Source organism: Pseudopedobacter beijingensis (genome assembly GCF_042678145.1).
GTDB lineage: Bacteria > Bacteroidota > Bacteroidia > Sphingobacteriales > Sphingobacteriaceae > Pseudopedobacter > Pseudopedobacter beijingensis.
Genome location: NZ_JBHUDG010000050.1, coordinates 98060 through 118165, shown reverse-complemented (window position 1 = coordinate 118165; position 20106 = coordinate 98060). Strand labels below are relative to the sequence as shown.

At 36.2% G+C, this 20106-nt stretch carries 18 protein-coding genes; 9 read left to right on the top strand and 9 right to left on the bottom strand.

From position 1 onward, the window contains the following. Window positions 1-8 precede the first annotated feature (8 nt). From ACFSAH_RS18075 to ACFSAH_RS18050, 6 genes are all read left to right on the top strand, one after another. Entirely contained in the window at window positions 9-767 is a 759-nt protein-coding gene (locus ACFSAH_RS18075; protein ID WP_379664153.1) for a glucosamine-6-phosphate deaminase, read from the top strand. A 4-nt stretch (window positions 768-771) separates the two neighbouring features. Beyond that, on the top strand, window positions 772-1962 hold the full coding sequence (locus ACFSAH_RS18070; RefSeq protein ID WP_379664152.1) for a Gfo/Idh/MocA family protein: 1191 nt from the start codon (window positions 772-774) through the stop codon (window positions 1960-1962). 54 nt (window positions 1963-2016) lie between these two features. Further along, the gene (locus ACFSAH_RS18065) at window positions 2017-3021 is read left to right on the top strand and encodes a Gfo/Idh/MocA family protein (protein WP_379664151.1); all 1005 of its coding nucleotides are present in this window, start codon (window positions 2017-2019) and stop codon (window positions 3019-3021) included. A 6-nt stretch (window positions 3022-3027) separates the two neighbouring features. Beyond that, window positions 3028-3870 (top strand): alpha/beta hydrolase, encoded by an 843-nt coding sequence (locus tag ACFSAH_RS18060; protein WP_379664150.1) that lies wholly within the window; start codon window positions 3028-3030, stop codon window positions 3868-3870. Between the two features lie 44 nt (window positions 3871-3914). Then, window positions 3915-5270, top strand: a complete 1356-nt coding sequence (locus tag ACFSAH_RS18055; protein ID WP_379664149.1) for a Gfo/Idh/MocA family protein — start codon at window positions 3915-3917, stop codon at window positions 5268-5270. A gap of 73 nt (window positions 5271-5343) precedes the next feature. Next, entirely contained in the window at window positions 5344-6669 is a 1326-nt protein-coding gene (locus tag ACFSAH_RS18050; RefSeq protein WP_379664148.1) for a sugar MFS transporter, read from the top strand. 149 nt (window positions 6670-6818) lie between these two features. On the opposite strand, the gene ACFSAH_RS18045 is transcribed toward ACFSAH_RS18050, so the two are convergent. From ACFSAH_RS18045 to ACFSAH_RS18030, 4 genes are read right to left on the bottom strand one after another with little or no spacing between them, the layout of a single operon-like run. Beyond that, entirely contained in the window at window positions 6819-7211 is a 393-nt protein-coding gene (locus ACFSAH_RS18045; protein ID WP_379664147.1) for a ribosomal maturation YjgA family protein, read from the bottom strand. 12 nt (window positions 7212-7223) lie between these two features. Next, complete coding sequence (gene creD / locus ACFSAH_RS18040; protein WP_379664146.1) at window positions 7224-8612, bottom strand: cell envelope integrity protein CreD; 1389 nt, start codon at window positions 8610-8612, stop codon at window positions 7224-7226. A gap of 52 nt (window positions 8613-8664) precedes the next feature. Next, window positions 8665-8973, bottom strand: a complete 309-nt coding sequence (locus ACFSAH_RS18035) for a winged helix-turn-helix domain-containing protein (RefSeq protein ID WP_379664145.1) — start codon at window positions 8971-8973, stop codon at window positions 8665-8667. Beyond that, window positions 8970-9590: an LTA synthase family protein gene (locus ACFSAH_RS18030; RefSeq protein WP_379664144.1), complete on the bottom strand. Its 621-nt coding sequence runs from the start codon at window positions 9588-9590 to the stop codon at window positions 8970-8972. The genes ACFSAH_RS18035 and ACFSAH_RS18030 overlap by 4 nt, the downstream gene beginning before the upstream one ends. Window positions 9591-9771: 181 nt before the next feature. On the opposite strand from ACFSAH_RS18030, the gene ACFSAH_RS18025 reads away from it, so the two are divergent. Next, the gene (locus ACFSAH_RS18025) at window positions 9772-10260 is read left to right on the top strand and encodes a gluconokinase (RefSeq protein WP_379664143.1); all 489 of its coding nucleotides are present in this window, start codon (window positions 9772-9774) and stop codon (window positions 10258-10260) included. Between the two features lie 172 nt (window positions 10261-10432). Here ACFSAH_RS18025 and ACFSAH_RS18020 read toward each other — a convergent pair whose 3' ends face one another. Next, entirely contained in the window at window positions 10433-10945 is a 513-nt protein-coding gene (locus ACFSAH_RS18020; RefSeq protein WP_379664142.1) for a GtrA family protein, read from the bottom strand. A 36-nt stretch (window positions 10946-10981) separates the two neighbouring features. Beyond that, entirely contained in the window at window positions 10982-14278 is a 3297-nt protein-coding gene (locus tag ACFSAH_RS18015; RefSeq protein WP_379664141.1) for an amidohydrolase family protein, read from the bottom strand. Here ACFSAH_RS18015 and ACFSAH_RS18010 point away from each other — a divergent pair. Together ACFSAH_RS18010 and ACFSAH_RS18005 are read left to right on the top strand one after the other, a co-directional pair. Then, the gene (locus ACFSAH_RS18010) at window positions 14271-16157 is read left to right on the top strand and encodes a RecQ family ATP-dependent DNA helicase (RefSeq protein WP_379664140.1); all 1887 of its coding nucleotides are present in this window, start codon (window positions 14271-14273) and stop codon (window positions 16155-16157) included. The two genes, ACFSAH_RS18015 and ACFSAH_RS18010, sit on opposite strands and share 8 nt — an antisense overlap. Before the next feature lie 532 nt (window positions 16158-16689). Further along, window positions 16690-17931 (top strand): DEAD/DEAH box helicase, encoded by a 1242-nt coding sequence (locus tag ACFSAH_RS18005; protein ID WP_379664139.1) that lies wholly within the window; start codon window positions 16690-16692, stop codon window positions 17929-17931. A gap of 129 nt (window positions 17932-18060) precedes the next feature. Here the strand turns inward: ACFSAH_RS18005 and ACFSAH_RS18000 are convergent, their stop codons facing one another. The 3 genes from ACFSAH_RS18000 to ACFSAH_RS17990 form a co-directional block, all read right to left on the bottom strand. Next, a complete protein-coding gene (locus tag ACFSAH_RS18000; protein ID WP_379664138.1) occupies window positions 18061-18423 on the bottom strand; it encodes a DUF4180 domain-containing protein in 363 nt (120 codons plus the stop codon). A 75-nt stretch (window positions 18424-18498) separates the two neighbouring features. Further along, window positions 18499-19134 (bottom strand): uridine kinase family protein, encoded by a 636-nt coding sequence (locus ACFSAH_RS17995; RefSeq protein WP_379664137.1) that lies wholly within the window; start codon window positions 19132-19134, stop codon window positions 18499-18501. After that, complete coding sequence (locus ACFSAH_RS17990; RefSeq protein WP_379664136.1) at window positions 19124-20086, bottom strand: LysM peptidoglycan-binding domain-containing protein; 963 nt, start codon at window positions 20084-20086, stop codon at window positions 19124-19126. The genes ACFSAH_RS17995 and ACFSAH_RS17990 overlap by 11 nt, the downstream gene beginning before the upstream one ends. Window positions 20087-20106: the final 20 nt, after the last annotated feature.

Here is a 20106-nt window from a genome sequence, read left to right as displayed (position 1 = left end):
ATGACAACATGCTGAAAGAATTTAAGAAAGACAAACTGAAAGTAAAAGTACATAGCACAAGGGCAGAAATGGGGGTGGCGGCGGCGAAAGATGCCACAACGATTATCAACCAGTTGTTGAAAGAAAAAGAAAGTATTAATGCCATATTTGCTGCAGCACCTTCCCAGAACGAGTTTCTTGAAACTCTTCGGAAAGAAACTATAGATTGGAACCGAATCAACGCCTTTCATATGGATGAATATGTAGACCTGCATCCAGACGCCCCTCAGGGATTTGCTAATTTCCTAAGGAAAAAGATATTCAGTAAGGTGGTTTTCAAAAGTGTAAACTGTTTGGATGGCAACGCTGCAGACACAGAGCAAGAAGCAAGGCGATACTCAGCATTATTAGCAGAATATCCGGCAGACATTGTATTGATGGGTATAGGAGAGAATACACACATAGCTTTCAACGATCCACATGTGGCAGATTTTAATGATAAAAAATTAGTTAAGATAGTAGATCTTGACCTAGCCTGTCGTCAGCAGCAAGTAAACGATGGATGTTTTAGTGAAATAGCAAACGTACCCACTCATGCACTAACATTAACGGTGCCGGCATTAGTAAAGGCAAAATATGTTTTTTGCATGGTGCCCTCGGAGAAGAAAGCACAGGCAATTTACCAAACATTGAACGAGGATATTCAGGATAATTTTCCATCTACCATTTTGAGAAAACATCCAAATGCAACGCTTTATCTGGATAAAGATAGTGCAAAATTAATATAAGAATATGAGCTTTAATAGAAGGGATTTTATAAAAGGAAGTGCGATGTCACTAGCAGGAATAACTTTGTCTGGAATACCCATGAGTACCTTTGGTAAAGAAGGGAAAATACGTATAGGTATCATAGGTTGCGGTCAGAGAGGTCAAGGAATAGCGAGTACCATTAAAAACATAAAAGACATGGAAGTGGTGTGTTTTTGTGATATATCGAAGACAGCATTGGAAAAAGTAAAGAAATTTGCAGAAAGCAATGCCAAGTTCTATACCGATTATCATGATCTGTTAGTTAACCGACAGGTGGATGCAGTAATTATAGCCACACCATTGTATCTCCACTATCGCATGTCGGTAGATACATTGGATGCAAAAAAACACCTCTATGTGGAAAAGACGATGACTTATAATATACAGGAAGCACTAGATCTAGAAAAGAGAATGAAAAACAGTAATCTGGTGCTACAGGTAGGTCATCAATATAGGTACTATGATATGTATCATAAGATAAAGGAGATTGTATCGCAAGGTTGGCTGGGACAAGTAACACATATAGAAAGCCAGTATAATATGAATAATAATTGGAGGCGACCTGTTGGCTCCGGAGAGTTCGAACGAGCTGTAAATTGGCGGATGTATAAAGAATATTCGGGAGGGATAATAGCGGAGCTCTGTGCCCACCAGATAGATGTGGTAAACTGGCTGCTGGACGGTCATCCGAAAAAAGTAGTTGGTTTGGGTGGAGTGGATTTTTGGAAAGACGGACGAGAAACCTTTGATAATATCCGTACTATTTATGAGTACGATAATGGAGTGAAATCAAGTGTTACCTCGGTGCTGAGCAATCAGCATAATAGCTATGCCATGCGAATATTGGGCTCAAAAGGGACAATAGAAATAAGCAGGAATAAAGCGTATTTTTCTCCTGAACCTTCCAAAGTTATATTGGGAGAAGTAGATGGTGTAACAGGAGCGACACTAGAAGCCGTAAAATCTAAAGGGAAAACAGAAATAAAATATAGTAGTCCTGATGGACTAAATCAGGAGCCTACGGTTTATTCTCTGATGGCTTTTGCTGACTGTATCAAAAACGGTAAAAAGCCATTTTCGGATGTACATACAGGTAAAGATACAGCAATAGCAGTACACATGGGGAATGCAGCAGTAGAAACAGGTGTAACACAATATTGGAATTACGGTTAAGTAAAGAATATCATATAACCAGTTAACAAGCTAAATAGAACATAAAAAGAAAATATGAAATATAAGCGTAGAGAATTTATAAGGGCGACTTCGCTAACAAGTGTTGGTTTAGCAATGTCAGGAATATTAAAACCGTTATCAGCGCAAACATCAATACCGAAGGGTAAACGGGTGGGGATTATAGGGCTAGATACTTCACACTCAACTGCTTTTACCAAAACGTTGAATACTACAACAAGCGATGAATATTCAGGCTATAAGGTAGTGGCAGCTTATCCTTATGGTAGTAAAGATATTAAATCCAGTTATGAAAGGATTCCAGGCTATATTGAGGAGGTTAAAAAATATGGAGTAGAGATAGTAGAATCCATTAAAGAATTAATTTCAAAAGTAGATGTGGTGTTATTGGAAACCAATGATGGCCGCCTACATTTAGAGCAAGCTTTACCTGTTTTAAAAGCAGGTAAACGGATGTTTATCGATAAACCAATAGCGGCATCATTGTCGGATGCGAAAAAGATATTCGAAGTATCAGAAAAATATAAAACCCCGTTATTTTCAGCATCCTCATTAAGATATATAGAAGGAATATCAGAATTGTCAGCAGGAAAAACAGGTAAAGTTATAGGTGCTGATACTTATAGTCCTGCTATGATAGAACTAACACATCCTGATTTATTTTGGTATGGGATACATGGTGTAGAGATGCTCTTTGCTATTATGGGGACGGGATGTAAGAGTGTTACGAGAGCTTATACAGAAAGTACAGATATAGTAACAGGAATATGGGCAGATGGTAGAATAGGAACGTTTAGAGGAATTAGGGAAGGAAAAAAAGATTTTGGAGGAACAGTACATACAGAGAAAAGTGTAATCAAATTGGGTAAGTTCTCTGGTTATAATCCGTTGCTGAAGGATATCATCCGTTTCTTTGAGACAGGAGAGACACCGGTGAAGTCAGAAGAAACGTTGGAAATCTTTGCATTTATGCATGCGGCCGATGAGAGTAAGAAAAAAGGAGGCGTTCCGATAGATATGGTGGGCTTGCTAAAGAAATAAAATGTTATGAAGAATTTTTTTGTAATTATTGTTTGGTTTTTGGGTTTAATGAATATTGCCTTTGCTCAAAGCCCCGCTTCGGTAAAAGTTATCAATGATGTTCGATATGCTCCTAAGATAGAAGCTAGCTTAAATGATGTTTCTTGTGATAGGTTTCTAGATATTTATTTACCGGAAAATACTTCCGAATCATCAAAATTACCGGTGTTTATGTTTATTCATGGGGGTGGTTTTTCGGGCGGAGATAAAAGTCAAACCAAAGGTTTTTGTGAAAGACTGGCTTCTAAAGGTGTTGCTGTTGTATCTATAAATTATTTGCCGAATTTGAAATTAAATCGGGTACAAGGTGTGACTTGTCGTTCAAATATGTCTGAGGGTTTGCCTGCCTCAGGTAAATTTCATCCAGCACTAAGTCAAGCCATTGATATAGCCAGTGTAGATGCCAGTTTAGCTTTAAAATGGATTAAAGATAATGCGAAAAAGTATCATTTTGATGTAAATAAGATAACCGTTTCTGGAGGATCTGCAGGAGCTATGACTGCGTTATATATGGGTTTATGCAAAAAAAACAAGATTAAAATTGCAGCCCTTGTTAACTTTTTTGGAGGTTTAGAGAATAACGATTATATCGTAAATTATAAATTACCTGTTCTAACATTTCATGGGAATAAGGATGATTTAATTTCAGTCGAATACGCTCATTCTCTACATCAGTTTTTAGAAAAAAAGAATAATACACATTCGAAATTAGTAATAATGGATGGAGTAGGGCATGCCTCACACATTTATATTACTTCTAAGATCCCAGTGATTTTAGATTTTTTAGCAAGCGTCTATACAGTTAAATAAATTTTATAAAACAGTTTTTTAAGTCAATAAAATAAATTAAGATAATGAAAGAGACAAACGAAAATAGCAGACGGAAATTTGTAAAGCAGGCATTAACCGGAGCAGCAGCAATAGGAGTAGGTGGCGTTTTACCCGGTTTTAGTGCAAAGAGTTATGCGAGCATATTAGGCGCTAATGAGAAAGTAAGAGTTGCAGCCATGGGTGTAAATGCCAGGGGCTTAGCATTAACAACAAATTTTGCCGATCAAAAGAACTGTGAAGTAATCTATGTCTGTGATGTAGATTCCAGAGCAGCAAACAGATGTATATCTAAAGTTGAGGATATTCAAAAAAGGAAACCGGTAGCACAGGAAGATTTCAGGAAGGTGCTGGGAGATAAGAGTCTGGACGCATTAATAGTAGCGGCTCCCGATCACTGGCATGCACCAGCAGCAATCTTAGCTTCTCAGGCAGGGAAACATGTTTATTTGGAGAAACCCTGCGGGCACAATCCCAATGAAGGTGAATTACTAATTAAAGCAGTAGACAAATATAAGAATGTTATCCAAATGGGTAACCAGCGTAGGTCATGGCCCAATGTAGTAGCCGGGATTAAAGAATTGCATGAAGGTGTGATCGGTCGTCCCTATTTTGCAAAAACCTGGTATTCTAATAACAGAGCATCAATAGGTATAGGGAAAGTGGCTCCCGTGCCGTCCTGGTTAAATTACGAGTTATGGCAAGGGCCAGCTCCCAGAAGAGAATTTAAAGACAATCTGGTACATTATAACTGGCACTGGTTCTGGCATTGGGGAACAGGAGAGGCTTTGAATAATGGAACTCATATGGTAGATATAGCACGTTGGGGACTTCAAGTAGATTATCCAACAAAGGTAAGTTCAAATGGAGGTAGATACCGTTATCAGGACGATTGGGAGTTTGCAGATACACAAGTTATCAATATGGAATTTGGAGATAAAGGGGCAATAACCTGGGAGGGAAGAAGTTGTAATGGAAGTCCTGTAGAAGGATCAGGTGTTGGTGTAATCTTCTATGCAGAAAACGGCTCTTTGCAAATTGATGGAGATAATGGTTATAAAATTTATGATTTAAAGGGCAAGCTTTTAAAGCATGTCAAAAATGAAGCTAAGGTTAATACAGGAAGCTTAACTAATCCCTCTCAAGTTTTAGACGCTATCCATATCCAGAATTTCTTTGAAGCCATAAAAAAAGGCGAGAAATTGAATGCAGATATAGTGAGTGGACATAAAAGTACTTTGCTTGTTCAATTAGGAAACATAGCTCAGAAAGTAGGCACTACATTGGATATCGATCCTAAAAATGGTAGAATATTAAATAGTGCTGCTGCTAAAAAATTATGGAGCAGAGAGTATCAAAAAGGTTGGGAACCAAAGGTTTAATTTTAAATAAAAGTAGTTTATAAACGTTAACAAGACTTCAAATCTTGCTGACGTTTATTGATCTTATATGATAATGAGCGACAAAAAAATAACATCAGACCAACTGACTAAGAGAGATACAACTATTTCCATATTATTGATAGGTCTGGTATTTTTCATAATAGGATTTGTATCATGGATAAATGCCATTTTAATTCCCTTTTTCAAGATTGCATGTGAACTAACAAATTTCCAGTCATATCTGGTAGCATTTGCCTTTTATATTTCTTATCTGGTGATGTCTGTGCCTTCATCTTATCTTTTAAAAGTGGTAGGTTTTAAGAAAGGAATGATGATAGCGTTCTTTGTGATGTCGGTAGGAGCAGCTTTGTTTGTGCCAGCTGCCTGGTTCAGAACTTATGAAATATTCTTGTTAGGGTTGTTTACTTTAGGTTTAGGGTTAGCTATTTTACAAACAGCATCTAACCCGTATATCACTGTACTGGGACCAAAAGAAAGTGCGGCACAGCGGATCAGTATCATGGGAATATGTAATAAGTTTGCAGGAATACTGGCTCCTTTGCTATTTGCGGCAGCAGTCCTTAGAGCAAGCGATACCGAATTATTTCAGCAGATACCATTGATGGGAGAAATGGAGAGAGCAACAGCCCTGGACGAACTGATAAGAAGAGTAATGGTACCATACGCAGTAGTAGCTCTGGTACTTATAGGCTTAGGGCTCTTTATAAAGTACTCTCCCTTACCAGAAATAGATACAGAGAACGAGAGCGATGAAATAGCGGAAGCTAATTCCGGAAAAACCAGTATATTTCAGTTTCCACATCTGATATTAGGAGCTATAGCCATTTTTCTGCATGTAGGAACACAGATATTGGCCATAGATACAGTAATCGGTTATGCCGATTCTATGGGGATTAGTTTGGTTGAAGCTAAAGTATTTCCATCCTATACCTTAGCACTTACCATAACAGGTTATCTTATAGGAATTATTACTATCCCTCGTTACATCAGTCAGGTAAATGCATTGAGGTTTTGTACGCTACTGGGAGCGGTATTGAGTTTAGGTATAGTGTATGCAACCGGAAGTGTAACCCTGTTTGGACATACAGCAGATGTTTCTATCTGGTTTGTGGTGATGTTGGGCTTAGCTAACTCTTTGGTATGGGCAGGTATATGGCCTATAGCTTTAGATGGCTTGGGGAGGTTTACAAAATTAGGATCCTCTGTCATGATTATGGGGTTATGTGGAAATGCAATTATGCCTCTGGTATACGGGCATTTTGCAGATACTCAAGGGTTGAGGGAGGCGTATTGGGTACTGATTCCATGTTACATATACCTGGCTTATTATGCTATACACGGACATAAACTGAGAAAATGGTCTGTTAAGCATAAATAGTTATACACTAAACCATTATATTATAATTTATATAGTACTAATACAAATATTATAGGGAGCTTATAAAGAAATAAATCCGAATAATCTCCCTATAAAGTCTGTGTTAGATAATAAAAAAAAATGAAATATCAGCCCGTTTTTTTTGAAATTTAACTAATAAGCATCTTATGTTTTTTTGATCTTTTGAGGTTTTCTGAGAACAGTAGAATGAATACTCCTAAAGTATAGGCGAATATATCTATCCATGAAAAGTGATTGCCGATGACAATGTTGGCGATTTTAGAATCAGATAGCCCTATTAATCTTACTATATTGAAATATTGCAGTATTTCTATGCTATAAGCAAATAAAAGTACTGCAACAGCTGTTTTTACAGGCGGAACATTCAAAAAACTTTTTATAAAATAATAGAGTAAAATAACAACCAGTACGTCTCCAACGTAGGGTCTGATAATCGTATCATTGACAAAAAGAGCAATAAAAACCTCTATCAGCAATAAAAAAACTGTTATTATCAGGTTTGTGCGATTAAAAGTGAACATACTTTTTATGATTTAAGATAAAGGAAGTTCTGACGTTGATTTAGTTTCCCAGTTTAGTTTTGTAGAAAGATACATCATGGTTGCAATGATAATAAACAGGCCCACGCTACCAAAAATTAAGGAAAAATCCTGCAATTGAATAATTACAAAAACAAAACTGTAAAATATAGCTAGTATAGCTCCGAAGATTAGTGCTGGTTTTTTGCTTTTTAAAACGCCAAGCAGGAAAAGAACAATCAAGGTAATTGTAGCTGTAGAAGCTATTAGATAAGCAATGTTAAAACCTATTTGCTCACTAAAAGATAGCAGGAGGGTATAGTAGATAATCATAGCGGCTCCTATTAAAGCATATTGTAATAAGTGAATTTTTCTTTTGTTTAACAACTCGATGAAAAACAGGGAAATAAAAGTCAATAAGATTATAAGAATGGCATATTTAGCTGTTCGCATTGTTTTCTGGTATTGATCTACCGGTAAAAGAAATTTAACCCCAAAAGTGGTATCACTGTTTTGTACAATATATTCCTGGTCTGTTTGAGATGTAAGTGTGGCACTTTTTTCAATCCATTGTTGGGGAAATGAGCGGTTAAAGTAGGGCATCTTCCAGGTGGCATTAAATGAAGTGTCTGACACCAATCGTTCTTCTGGTAAGTAGCGACCTGTAAAACTAGGATTAGCCCAGTTACCGTCCATTTTTACCGCTGTGGTTTTTCCTAAATGAAGAAAGTTAAGTTCGCCACTTCCACGTATATCCAGGCTAAATGTAAAAACCAGGTCTGTATTTTTTTTATCGCTTAAATCTAAAGAGGCGATTAAGTTGTTATGAAACAATTTAACATCTGTAAGATCAGGCTCAACTTCATAGGTTTTCTTATCCAGTTCAATTTTTGGATTGTTTTTCAAACCTTTTAAGTCACTTAATCCGATGGCTATTTTAGCTTTACTCCATTGTATAGCTTCTACATTTATTCCAGATTTATTGAGTTCCAGAGAACTAAATTTGCCATTAACATTGATTTTTGAATTATAAACCACCGCTTCAAAAATTCCTCTATATAATGTTTCAGGATCTACATAACTGTTTATATTTAATTCTTCCGGAAGAATGTATATGTTTTGCAGATCTTCTTTATAAACTATTTTTCCTTGTTGGTCTTTTTCTGCTATTATTTTTGAATAGGGAAGTACCAATACAGGGCCTTCTACAAGTTGTTTTCCCGACCATTTATCAGATATTTCATTAGTTACTTCATCTTGCCTGAGTTGTCTTTCACCTATCAGGTTTTGAATCCAGAAAGAGGGGATAAGAAGAAGAAGTGTAAGTAAACCAATAAAGCAAAGTTTGGCAAATATTGATTCTCTGAGCCAATGTGCCGTTTTTTGAGTGTTTTCTTGTATCATATTTATTGTTATTAAAAGTACTTTGAATTTCAAAGTTATTATGTAAAAAAAATTAAGAATTATCTTTTTGGTGATTTATAAGGCTTTCTAATGCTTCAAGGTGTTTTTTGAAAGCTTCTTTTCCTTTTAGTGATGCTGCATATTGGGTATTGGGTTTGCGACCAATAAAGCTCTTGTTTACAATGATGTAGTCTTCTTTTTCTAATGCCTTTAGGTGAGAGGCAAGATTGCCGTCAGTGGCATTTAACAAATCTTTGAGTGCATTAAAATCATAATTTTCATTAACGACTAAAACACTCATGATCTGCAACCGCAGGCGATTTTCAAAAGCTTTATCAAATTTTTCTAAAGAGATTTTCACTTGTTATATTTAAAATGCATCACAGACCCGTATACAATATGCAAAATACCAAAACCTATTGTCCAGAAAATAATTCCATATCCAGGAAATAGGGTAGACAATAAGCCGAGAGCTATTTCGCAGATTCCCAACCATTTTACGTCAGTAAAAGTGTAATGACTTCCAGCTATCAAAGCCAATCCATAAAATAATAGACAGGCAGAGGCAATGATACTGTAATTGCCGCGATAAAGTAAAATCAAAATAAAAAGTCCACCCGTAATTAGCGGAATCGCCAGGCTGCTGAGTAAACGTTTGCTTACAGGATTCCAAAAGTTTTCACCTTTTTTGCGGGCTTGTTTAATTGTTAACCAGATTCCGGTAATTAAAGAAAGTATTAAGACAACAAGTGCAATTAGAAATAGTTGCCATAATATTTTAGGATCACTAATATAATAATCACGATACTCAAGCCCTGTATGTTTTGTATAAACTATTTTATAACTAACAAATGCACCAATAAGGGCATATATGCCAGCCATAATGCCAGATAACCCGCTTAGTGAGATAAACTTAGAAGAACGTTCCATCAGATTTCTGATAGAACTGAGTTCTGAATAAATATCTTTTTCTTGCATATTAAAAGAACTTTGAAATGCAAAGTAAATTTATTTGAATGAATAAAACAAGAATGTGATATAAAATATTTTTATTAGTTTATGAGAGGAGTAATTATATTATGGTAAATAAAGTATAAAATACTTTTGAGTTAGAGACGACGAGAATTATATTGCAGTTATAAAATAGTGCAAGCAAAAAATGGTTTACGTAATAGCTGGGGTATCAGGGGTTGGCAAGACAACTTTGGGTAAGCAATTGGCAAAAAAACTGTCATTACCATTTTATGATGGAGATGATTACCATCCGGAACAAAATATCCAAAAAATGCGTTCGGGTGTAGCGTTGAATGATGCCGATAGGCTTCCGTGGCTTAAGAATCTTCATCTACATTTAAAGGAATGGGAAAGTAATGGAGGGGCTGTTTTGGCTTGTTCTGCCTTGAAAGAGAGTTACAGGAGAATTTTAGCTGGAAAGGAACAATTGTCTGTGAACTGGATTTTTATAATAGCAGATTTTAAAACTTTAAAAGAAAGACTAGGCAGTAGAAGAGGGCATTTTTTTAATCCTGATTTGTTGGTTTCTCAGTTAAAAACTTTGGAAATACCTGATTATGGAATAATGGTGCATGCCGAGTGGACAACGGGACAGCAGATAGTTCATATAGAGATGGCTTTAGAGCATAAATGATATAATTTATACTACTTTTGCCACATGAAACCGGACGAGAAAAAGCTTCTTAGAATTATTGCTATATTTTTAATCTCATTTTTGGTAATAGGTTACCTGTTTTTTTATGTACTCAAAGGTTACCTGTAAAAATAAAGCAGCGTCTTTTTAAACTGAGCTCAACAGTGTTTATTTAAATAGTATTTTCGATTTTCTTTTGTTTAAAAGAGAAATTTCTTTGTGTTAAATAACTAAATACGGTTACCAATACATTGGTAGCAATAAAAGAAATTGTAGGATACCAGTTAAATTGCTCTACAAACAGTTTCATGAATACGTAATTTAAAAGAATGCAGATGACAACAACGGTAAAATACCTAAAAAGCTGGATGCGCTTTTTTAAGTACGAACCATTGAAAACTACTGCAAAATTGAGATAGAAACCTATAGGGAATGTCACAAAAAAAGCTATTAGCCAAGCGGCTATATGCGGACTGATGGCTATATGTGGTAAATGTAATACCTGTTTCTTCAGTACAAAATTGTAGGAAACAAAATAAACCAGGATATTCAATACCTGATTTCCACCACCACAGGCAGCGTAACGATAAGTTTGTAACGGCATTATCCCTTTAAAAAGAGGGTAAAAGCTATCAATGATAGCTATTATAATAGACCTGAAGGAAAGGTGTAGTTTCTTTAGCATTTTCTGGTAAACAACAAATATAATACAGCTTTTACATTAATCACAATCAGGAGTGGTAAAAGTCCAGGTTTCTGTATTCTGATTATTATCAAGATAATTTTCAGCATTATTATATTGCCACCAGAATTTACCTGCAGGTTTTGTTTGATTGCCCAGCTCGTTCATAGACTCCGCATCATATATTCTACCGTTTACCATTACATACTTAATGTCTTCTGTATTTCTGATGTCTTGTAAAGGGTCTTCATTAAGTACAATTAAGTCCGCAAGTTTACCTTTTTCAAGCGAACCAATTTCTTTATCCATCCCCAGATATTCAGCACCGTTTATAGTTGCCACTTTTAAAATATCGTGTGGTTTCATACGCCCTTGTCCCAACATCCAAAGCTCCCAATGGGCTCCTAATCCTTGTAGTTGACCATGTGAACCCAGGTTAACTTTGGTTCCACCATCGGCTATATAATTTACGGCGTGTGATACATCAATATGACCATAATCACGATATTCAGAAGTGGTTCTTCTTCTGGCCCTCATATCAATAATATTACGGGGTGTAAAGTTCAATAGCTTTTGATTTTCCCATACATTGGTTCTGTCGTACCAATAGTTTTCTCCGAACTGACTACCATAGGAAACGATAAGTGTTGGTGTATATCCCGTTTTACTTCCATTCCAGAATTGGGCTACATCTTTATAGACGGGTACTACGGGAATGTTATGTTCTATTCCGGTATGGCCATCAGCTATCATATTCATATTAGTGAAAAAGGTAGAACCACCTTCTGGCATTACCAACATTTTTAGCTCTCTTGCAGCCTGAATAATTTGCTGTCTTTGCTCTCTGCGAGGTTGGTTATACGACTTTATGGAGAAAGCACCCACTGCCTGCATTCTTCTAAGATGAGAACGTGCATCGTCCAGGTTGTTAATTACGGATTTAAAATCCCCATCAGCACCGTATAATATGGTTCCGGTCGAGTAAACTCTTGGGCCAACTAATCTGCCTGCTTTAATCATCTCTGATTGGCTAAAAGCCATTTCTGTATTGCTGGACGGATCATGTGCTGTAGTTACTCCGTAAGCCAGATTAGCATAATACGACCAATCCTGCTGCGGTGTAATACCGTCAGGACTTGTTCTTAAATGTGCATGTACATCAATAAATCCGGGTAGAATTGTTTTACCATAGCAGGGAAAAACAACGGCATCTTCTGGAATTTGTATTTCTGCATCTTTTCCGATAGCAATAATTTTGTTCCTTTCTATAAGGATAGTTCCATTTTCAATAATCTCATCACCTTTCATGGTCACTATGGTGGCTCCTTTAAGGGCTATTTTGCCTTCTGGGAAATCAGACTTTAAGCGAAGTCCAATTTCTAATCCTACGGTGTCCGAGGCAGATTTTTCTTTGGAATTATCTGCGAAATTGAAAGCATCTCTTACTTCTTTGGTAAAGTATTTAGAACCTAGTGTCCAATGCAGGGCTTTACTGTCTTTGTTCCAGTGAATATAATTTCCAGCATCTCTGGTTATTTTTCTAATAGGGAATGCTTTGCTGGACGAAGATAGTTCCTGGTTATTGGAGTTAGAGGAAAAAGGAGTAAGGTATATATTATAAAGCTCATTAAAAGCCAGCCATTTATTGTCCGGACTCAAAATGAAATCTGTACCGTACTTAGATCTGTAATGGTTTTTGATGTTTCCCCCACTTAAATCACAACTTTTTAAGACTTTATCTCCTTCTAAAGAGGTTTGATAAAATATACGATTATCAGCCTTGTTAAACTGGGGTTTAATTCCTTCTTTGCTAATTAGTTTGGGGTCGCCTCCGGCAGAGGGAATAATGTAGATACCGGGGTTTTTAGAAAAAGTAAAGCCCAAAACATCATTACCTGTACCTTTACGATATACAATCTGGTCGCCTTTATTATTAAATACAGGAGTGTAATAAAAACCACCTTGAGGAGTTAGTTTATCAATTTTTTTGCTGATAAGGTCTATCTTAACCACAGATCCTTTTAATTCGTCATTCCAGGTCGTAAATACAATACTATTTCCATCAGGACTAAAGCAAGGGTCAAATTCCCAGTCGGTTTCAGTTGTCAGACGTTCGGGTTTACCATCGGGCAGGTTTTTTACATAAATATAACCTGCAGCATTGAAAGCAATTTTTTTCTGATCTGGAGATGTTACCAATTGCCTGATCATTTTAGCATCAAACTCATTACCAAATACCTGCTGGTTAAAACGCAGTGCATCTGTTATGGTTTGTTTAACATTAGCCTTGAAGGGAATTTCCTGTGGCATCTGCATTTGTATATCTATTTTATAGATTTTTCCTTTCGAATAAAATACAATGGTTTTATTGTCAGGTAACCAGTTAAAGTTAGGATATACACCAAAGATTGCCCAGGTTTCTTGCTGATCACGGGAAAGATCATCATACAAAACAAATTCTTCGGCTGTTTCCAGATTTTGTACAATAAGGCTCGATTTTAATCTTATTCTTTTGACATAGGCCAGCAGTTTTCCATCGGGTGAAACCTGAGGACGAACCGCTCCGCCGCTTCCTCCTGCAACTACTTCAATAGAATTATCTTCCAGATTTAGCTTTTTTATCTGATAGATTTCTCCGTTAGGGTCTTTGTTATACTGAAAATAAGGACCAGCGCTTACATCTTCACTAAAATATACCTCTTTGCCGTTTTTGGCTACAAAAGGTTCTCCTAGATCTTGTTGGTCGTTTTTTCTTTTTGTAAGTTGTACACCTTCAAACCCTCCGGAAATATGGTACATCCATAATTCTCCGGCTCCTAAAGAACGATGCCCTGTAAAATGTTTTCTGGCAATCAGGTACTGGCCATCGGGTGTCCAAACAGCATTATTCAATAACCTGAAATTTTCTTTAGTAATGGCGCGTTTACCAGAACCATCCGCATTCATAACCCATATATTGTCGGCACCGTCTTTATCACTGGTATAGGAAATTAACTTTCCATCAGGAGAAAAACGAGGTTGCACTTCCCATGCCATGCCACCGGCTAATAATTCTGCATCGCCGCCCGTTATAGGCATTTTATAGATATCTCCTAGAAGATCAAAAACAATGAATTTTCCATCAGGACTTACATCCAGATTCATCCAGGTCCCTTCATCAGTAGAAAAATTTACTGTTTTATTTGGTCCTGATGGTTTTTCTACATTCCATTGAGCAAAAGCACCTGAGGACAGGAATATTAAAAGCAGAGGTCTAAGAAAAATATTCATGTTGTATCTTACAAATAAAGGTTGCAATTTAATAAATTTTATAGCTTTGAGAGATACTATGTCCATACATCAAATTTTAAAGCAATATTGGGGCTACGATCAGTTTAGACCGTTGCAGGAAGATATTATAACGTCTGTAATGGAGAATTATGATACTTTGGCTCTTTTACCTACTGGTGGTGGCAAATCTATCTGCTTTCAGGTGCCTGCAATGGCTAAGGAAGGGATATGCATAGTTATCTCGCCTCTTATAGCGTTGATGAAAGATCAGGTACAAAACCTGCAGAAAAGAGGAATAGAGGCACTGGCGATTATATCGGGCATGGGTAAAAGGGAAATAGATATTACGCTGGATAATTGCATTTATGGTAAAGTGAAATTTTTGTATATCTCTCCAGAAAGATTGATGACTGATTTGGTGCGCGAACGTATTAAATACATGAAGGTTAATTTACTGGCGGTAGATGAGTCGCATTGTATTTCGCAGTGGGGTTATGATTTCAGGCCTTCTTATCTTCATATAGCCAGGCTCAGGGAGTTTCACCCTCAGGTACCGGTATTGGCATTAACAGCATCTGCAACTCATAAAGTACAGCTGGATATTATGGAAAAGCTGGCTTTTAAGGAGCCGAGGTTATTTAGGAAAAGTTTTGAGCGGAAAAATCTTTCGTACAGTGTGCTGCATCTGGAGAATAAACTACAAAAGCTGGTACAGGTATGTACTAATGTAAAAGGTAGCGGAATAGTTTATGTGCGTACCAGAAAAGATACTTTTGAGTTATCAAAATTTCTGAATCAATATGGCATATCTGCCAGTTATTATCATGCGGGATTGGAGGGCGAAGCCAGAACAATAACACAAAAGAAATGGATAGATAATGAATATCGCATAATAGTGGCTACTAACGCTTTTGGGATGGGGATAGATAAACCTGATGTGCGTTTGGTTGTTCATTACGAAATTCCGGAAAGTCCTGAAGCCTATTATCAGGAGGCGGGGAGAGCCGGAAGGGATGAAGAAAAGGCTTTTGCAGTTCTTTTTTATAACGAGATGGATGGCCTGTCTTTTAAGAAAAGATTTGTACTCAACTTTCCAGCTATTCCTGAAATAAAAAGGATTTACCATTGCCTATGTAATTATTTACAGGTTCCTTATGGTGCTGGAGAAGGTGTTTTTTATAATTTTAATATAGGAGATTTTTGCTCGAGGTTTAAGCTGGATGTTTTAAGTACCATTTCTGCTATAAAAACACTGGAAAATAACGAGTATCTCGCTTTGAGTGAAAATGCGCTTTTACCATCAAGATTGCAGTTTTTGATGGGAGGAGAGGATATCTATAAATTTCAGGTTGAGAACATCAAGTTTGACCGTTTTATTAAAACCATTTTAAGAACTTATGGCGGTGCATTCGATAGGTTTATAGCCATAAATGAATCGGATATAGCAAAAAAAGCAGGTTTATCCTATACTGAAGTAAGCCGTATGTTGCAGGAATTACATAAGCTGGAGGTCATTTCCTTTATAGAGAAAACCAGAGATCCTTTGATTACCTTTTTGCAACCTCGTTACGAGAGCGAGAATATTTATATAGATGCTGCATTTTATAACGAACGCAAGTCTGTTTACCAAAACAAAATGAATGCGATGCTCAAATATGTTTCTGAAAACGAATGCCGCAGTAAATTGTTGCTTAGTTATTTTGATGAAAAAGATTTGAAAGATTGTGGTATTTGTGATGTGTGCATAGATAAAAGAAAAAAAACACAGCATAAAGAAGAGTTAACCAAACATTTTATGGAAATATTGGCTTCTGGGGCATTGGGATTAAAAGAACTGTTAAGTTCTTCTGCTATAGGAACAGAGCAGTTACGAATGGAGGTTATACGGTCTTTGATGGATGCAGGAGAAATAAAATTATCAGATGATTTATATCATTTATATTAGTCTATAGCGCTTTGTTTTAAGTTTACTGTTTCCCATTCATAATATAAGTTCATCATTTTACCGCTTGCTTTAATAAGAGGAGGACTCTTTTTAGAGATATTGCCGAGGTTATAATAACCATATAGAGTTCTGATGATTTACTCGCCTTTTTATAAGAGATTACTATAATAGCTTATAACCAACACCTGAACAGGTTCGTCTATTTTCTTACATTTTTCCTGCATTTATTTTACTCTACGTAAGAGCGACGTAAGAGAGCCGTAAGAGCCACGTAAGAAAAACGTAAGAGAATCGTAAGAGAAACGTAGGAAAACCGTAGGTGCAGTAAGGGAGATGGTAAGGAGTAGTCTAAGCAAAATGAAGGAAAAATGAGGGAGAGGTGTAAGCGGACATCTAAGAAGATTATATTAGCTATCAATAACTCCTCATGTAAAAAATGTTATATATAACTCAACTTAATCTCATTTTATCTTAACTAAAGCAAATAATATTAAAGAAATATATACTTTTACGTAGTTTAACACTTTATATATTGAAGTTCGAAGAATTTAACTTTGTGGGCGAATTGCAGGAAGGTCTTGATAGTATGGGATTTACTGATGCTACGCCTATCCAGGAAAATGCCATTCCCGTTATATTAAAAAACAGGGATATTATAGCTTGTGCACAAACCGGAACGGGAAAAACAGCTTCGTATCTTTTGCCTATTTTAGATAAACTGGCTAAGTCCAAAAATGATCATATAGATACTGTTATTTTGGTGCCAACAAGAGAGCTTGCTTTGCAGATAGACCAGCAAATTATGGGACTGGGATATTTTACCGGAGCAACTTCTATAGCTGTTTATGGTGGTGGAGATGGAATTGATTATGAACAGCAAAAACGTTCGTTACGTGATGGGGTAAACCTTATAGTGGCAACACCCGGACGTTTAATTGCACATCTTGCTTCTGGGAAAGTAAACTTTTCCAAATTAAAACATTTGGTTTTGGACGAGGCTGATAGGATGCTGGATATGGGTTTTTATGAAGATATCCTTAAAATCATTAGCTATTTACCTCAAAAACGGCAGAACCTTTTATTTTCGGCTACTATGCCTCCTAAAATAAGAGGATTAGCCAAAAAGATATTACGCAGTCCGCAGGAAATAAATATAGCTATTTCTAAACCTTCAGAAGGGATTAAGCAGCAAGCTTATGTGGCTTATGATACCCAGAAAGTAGAACTGTTAAAGGGGATTTTATCTAACGGAGAATATAAAAGTATAATTGTATTTGCTTCTAAAAAAGAACTGGTAAAGAAATTAAACCAAGAGCTGCGTCGGTTGAGTATTAAATCAGAAGCTTTTCATTCTGATCTTGACCAGTCGCAACGCGAAGAAATTATGTCCCGTTTTAAAGGGAAAAATCTTCCTGTTTTAGTGGGCACAGATGTAATTTCCAGAGGTATAGATGTAGAGGGGATAGATTTGGTTGTTAATTTTGATGTACCACCTGATCCAGAAGATTATGTGCATCGTATAGGACGGACTGCCCGCGCTGCCAATACAGGTGTAGCTATAACGTTTATTAATGATAAAGACCAGTTTAAATTTCATAGGATAGAGGAATTAATTGGTTATGAGATAGAAAAACAACCGCTTCCTGAAGAGTTGGGAGAGGCTCCTAAATATCAGCCAGAGCAACGAAAGAAAAAGCCTAAAAAGAAGTTTAAGCCCAATCCTAAATTTAAAAAGAAAAAGAACGTAAATAAAGAATCTAAAGAGTCTAAATAAATTCTCAGAAAGGTATTGGTTCCTTTTTTAACATCGTCTCTGACAGGACGATGTGCAATAGGATTTATGAATGTAACATCTTTTTAGAGAGGTGTTTTTAGGGGGATGTTTAACTAATCATAAGCCTTATTAACCAAATATTTCTAAAGCTTCTGTAATAGTAGGCTTAAATAAAATTCTGCCTTGTTTGTTACTTTCTCTTATAAAATCGTGTAAGCTTTTACTCTGGATATCAGCAAAATCTCCAATAATAGCGAGATAGCCATTGTAGGTTGAAAACTTTTGGAGTATATCACCTGCTATTTTAGTTTTGAGATCAAAAAAATCAGGAATAATGTTTTCTCTTCTGATAATAATTTTATTGATTTCGTAGCCATATCCGGCATTTGCAAGAATATCCAATGCATCTTCTGCGCTTTTTAATACAATGCCATTATCTGCTTTAATATCAAGTACTCTGATTTTTCCAGTATCTATAACCTCTGTTTTCATATTACAAAGGTGCAGTTTTTTACGAAAGTTTCAAGCTGGATGGGAAGGTGGAAAAAGCGGTAAATAAAACTTACTTTATTTTAGCCTTTCTTTGATCTGAACAGATACTTCTTCGGTGATTTTTAGTATGTTTTCTATTTTGTTTACTGAATTATCTATAATGATGTTACTGTTGTTTTTATGTGGTAAAAGATATTCGTTATAAGAGGGCAGTACATGATTGTACCATTTATAAAGTATATCCTCTTCTGAATATCCTCTTTCTATTAAATCACGATTAAGACGTCTTTCCAGAGCAATTTCTGTTTGCGCATCTATAAAAATTTTATAGTCAAACAAATCATTGATTGCCTGATAATGGTAAATAAACAATCCTTCGATAATTAAAATGGGGGCGGGTCTGTTTTCCAGTATTTTAGGTTTCCAATTGCTGTTATTAAAGGTGTATTCTTCCATATAAACAGTTTCGTAATTCATCAGTTTACGAATATCTGTTTCAAATTTCTTGATATCAATGCAGGATGGAAGGTCAAAATTATACAGTTTGTTTTCTTCTGCAGTCATATTTGCACCTACTCTAAAATAATAATCGTCTTGCGATATCAGGCAAACTTCTTCAGGAGAAAAATGGTTTAAGAAGCAGTTCAGAAAAAATGTCTTTCCTGAACCGCTACCTCCGGCAACACCAACAACAAAAGGTTTATCTGTCATTAGGTAAACCGTAAGTGATATTGACTAAAAAACGTTTATCTAAAGCTCCCAACGCATCGGCAACAGCCTTGTTGATTACAATAATAACGTCTTTAGTGGTTTCATTTTCGGTGTATTTTCCTACAACTTTAGCAAATACGCTTCTGTTGGTCATCGGGTTAGATATTTTTATAATCGTTCCTATAGGGGCAATGCTGTGGAGAGCGTAGCTTTTAGTATTATCTAAATTTTCATCGTTAATCCATACAGCAACACCTCTCTCGTTTTTTTCAGTAATACCATATCTGTTTTTAGGAATCTGTAAGTTTTCACCTGAGTCGGTAGAATCTACATATCTTATTTTAGATGGATTATTAGTGCTTGAAGCAGGCGGAGTTGTTACAGGAGGGGGAACCGGTTTTGGTTTTACTACTTCCGGCTTGCCTTCGTTATTGGTAATTACTTCCGGTTTTGAGCTTACCGTGTCGTTTATCAGCACTTTCAACGTTTGACCGACAGAAAGATTATTTCCGGTAAGATTGTTTAACAGTTTAAGGTCATCAACCCTCATGTTATATTTACTGGCAATACCGTATAGTGTTTCTTTAGCCTGTACTACGTGTGTACTTTCCCTTTTATCTCCAGTTTTGGAACCAGTGTTTGCAGTTGAAGAAGACGAGGGCGGATTATCATTGAAAACTATGGGTTTACGCTCTTTAAAGTCTATGCTTGTAGGCACCTTAACAACTGAACCAATAGATAAGGGTACATTGCTGTTAAAGTCCATAATGCTCTTTGGTGGAACATTGTATCGTCTGGATAGAGAATAGTATGTCTCTTTAGGCTCTACTTTATGAAGGATAATCTTCTTTCCAGAAAGGTTTTCTATTCCGATAGAGTCTCTAACTGAAGATGCCAGAGCAGAATAAGACGAAATAGAAAGTGCAATTAATAGAATGTTTTTAAGTTTCATTTATGAATTTCTTCTCTGTA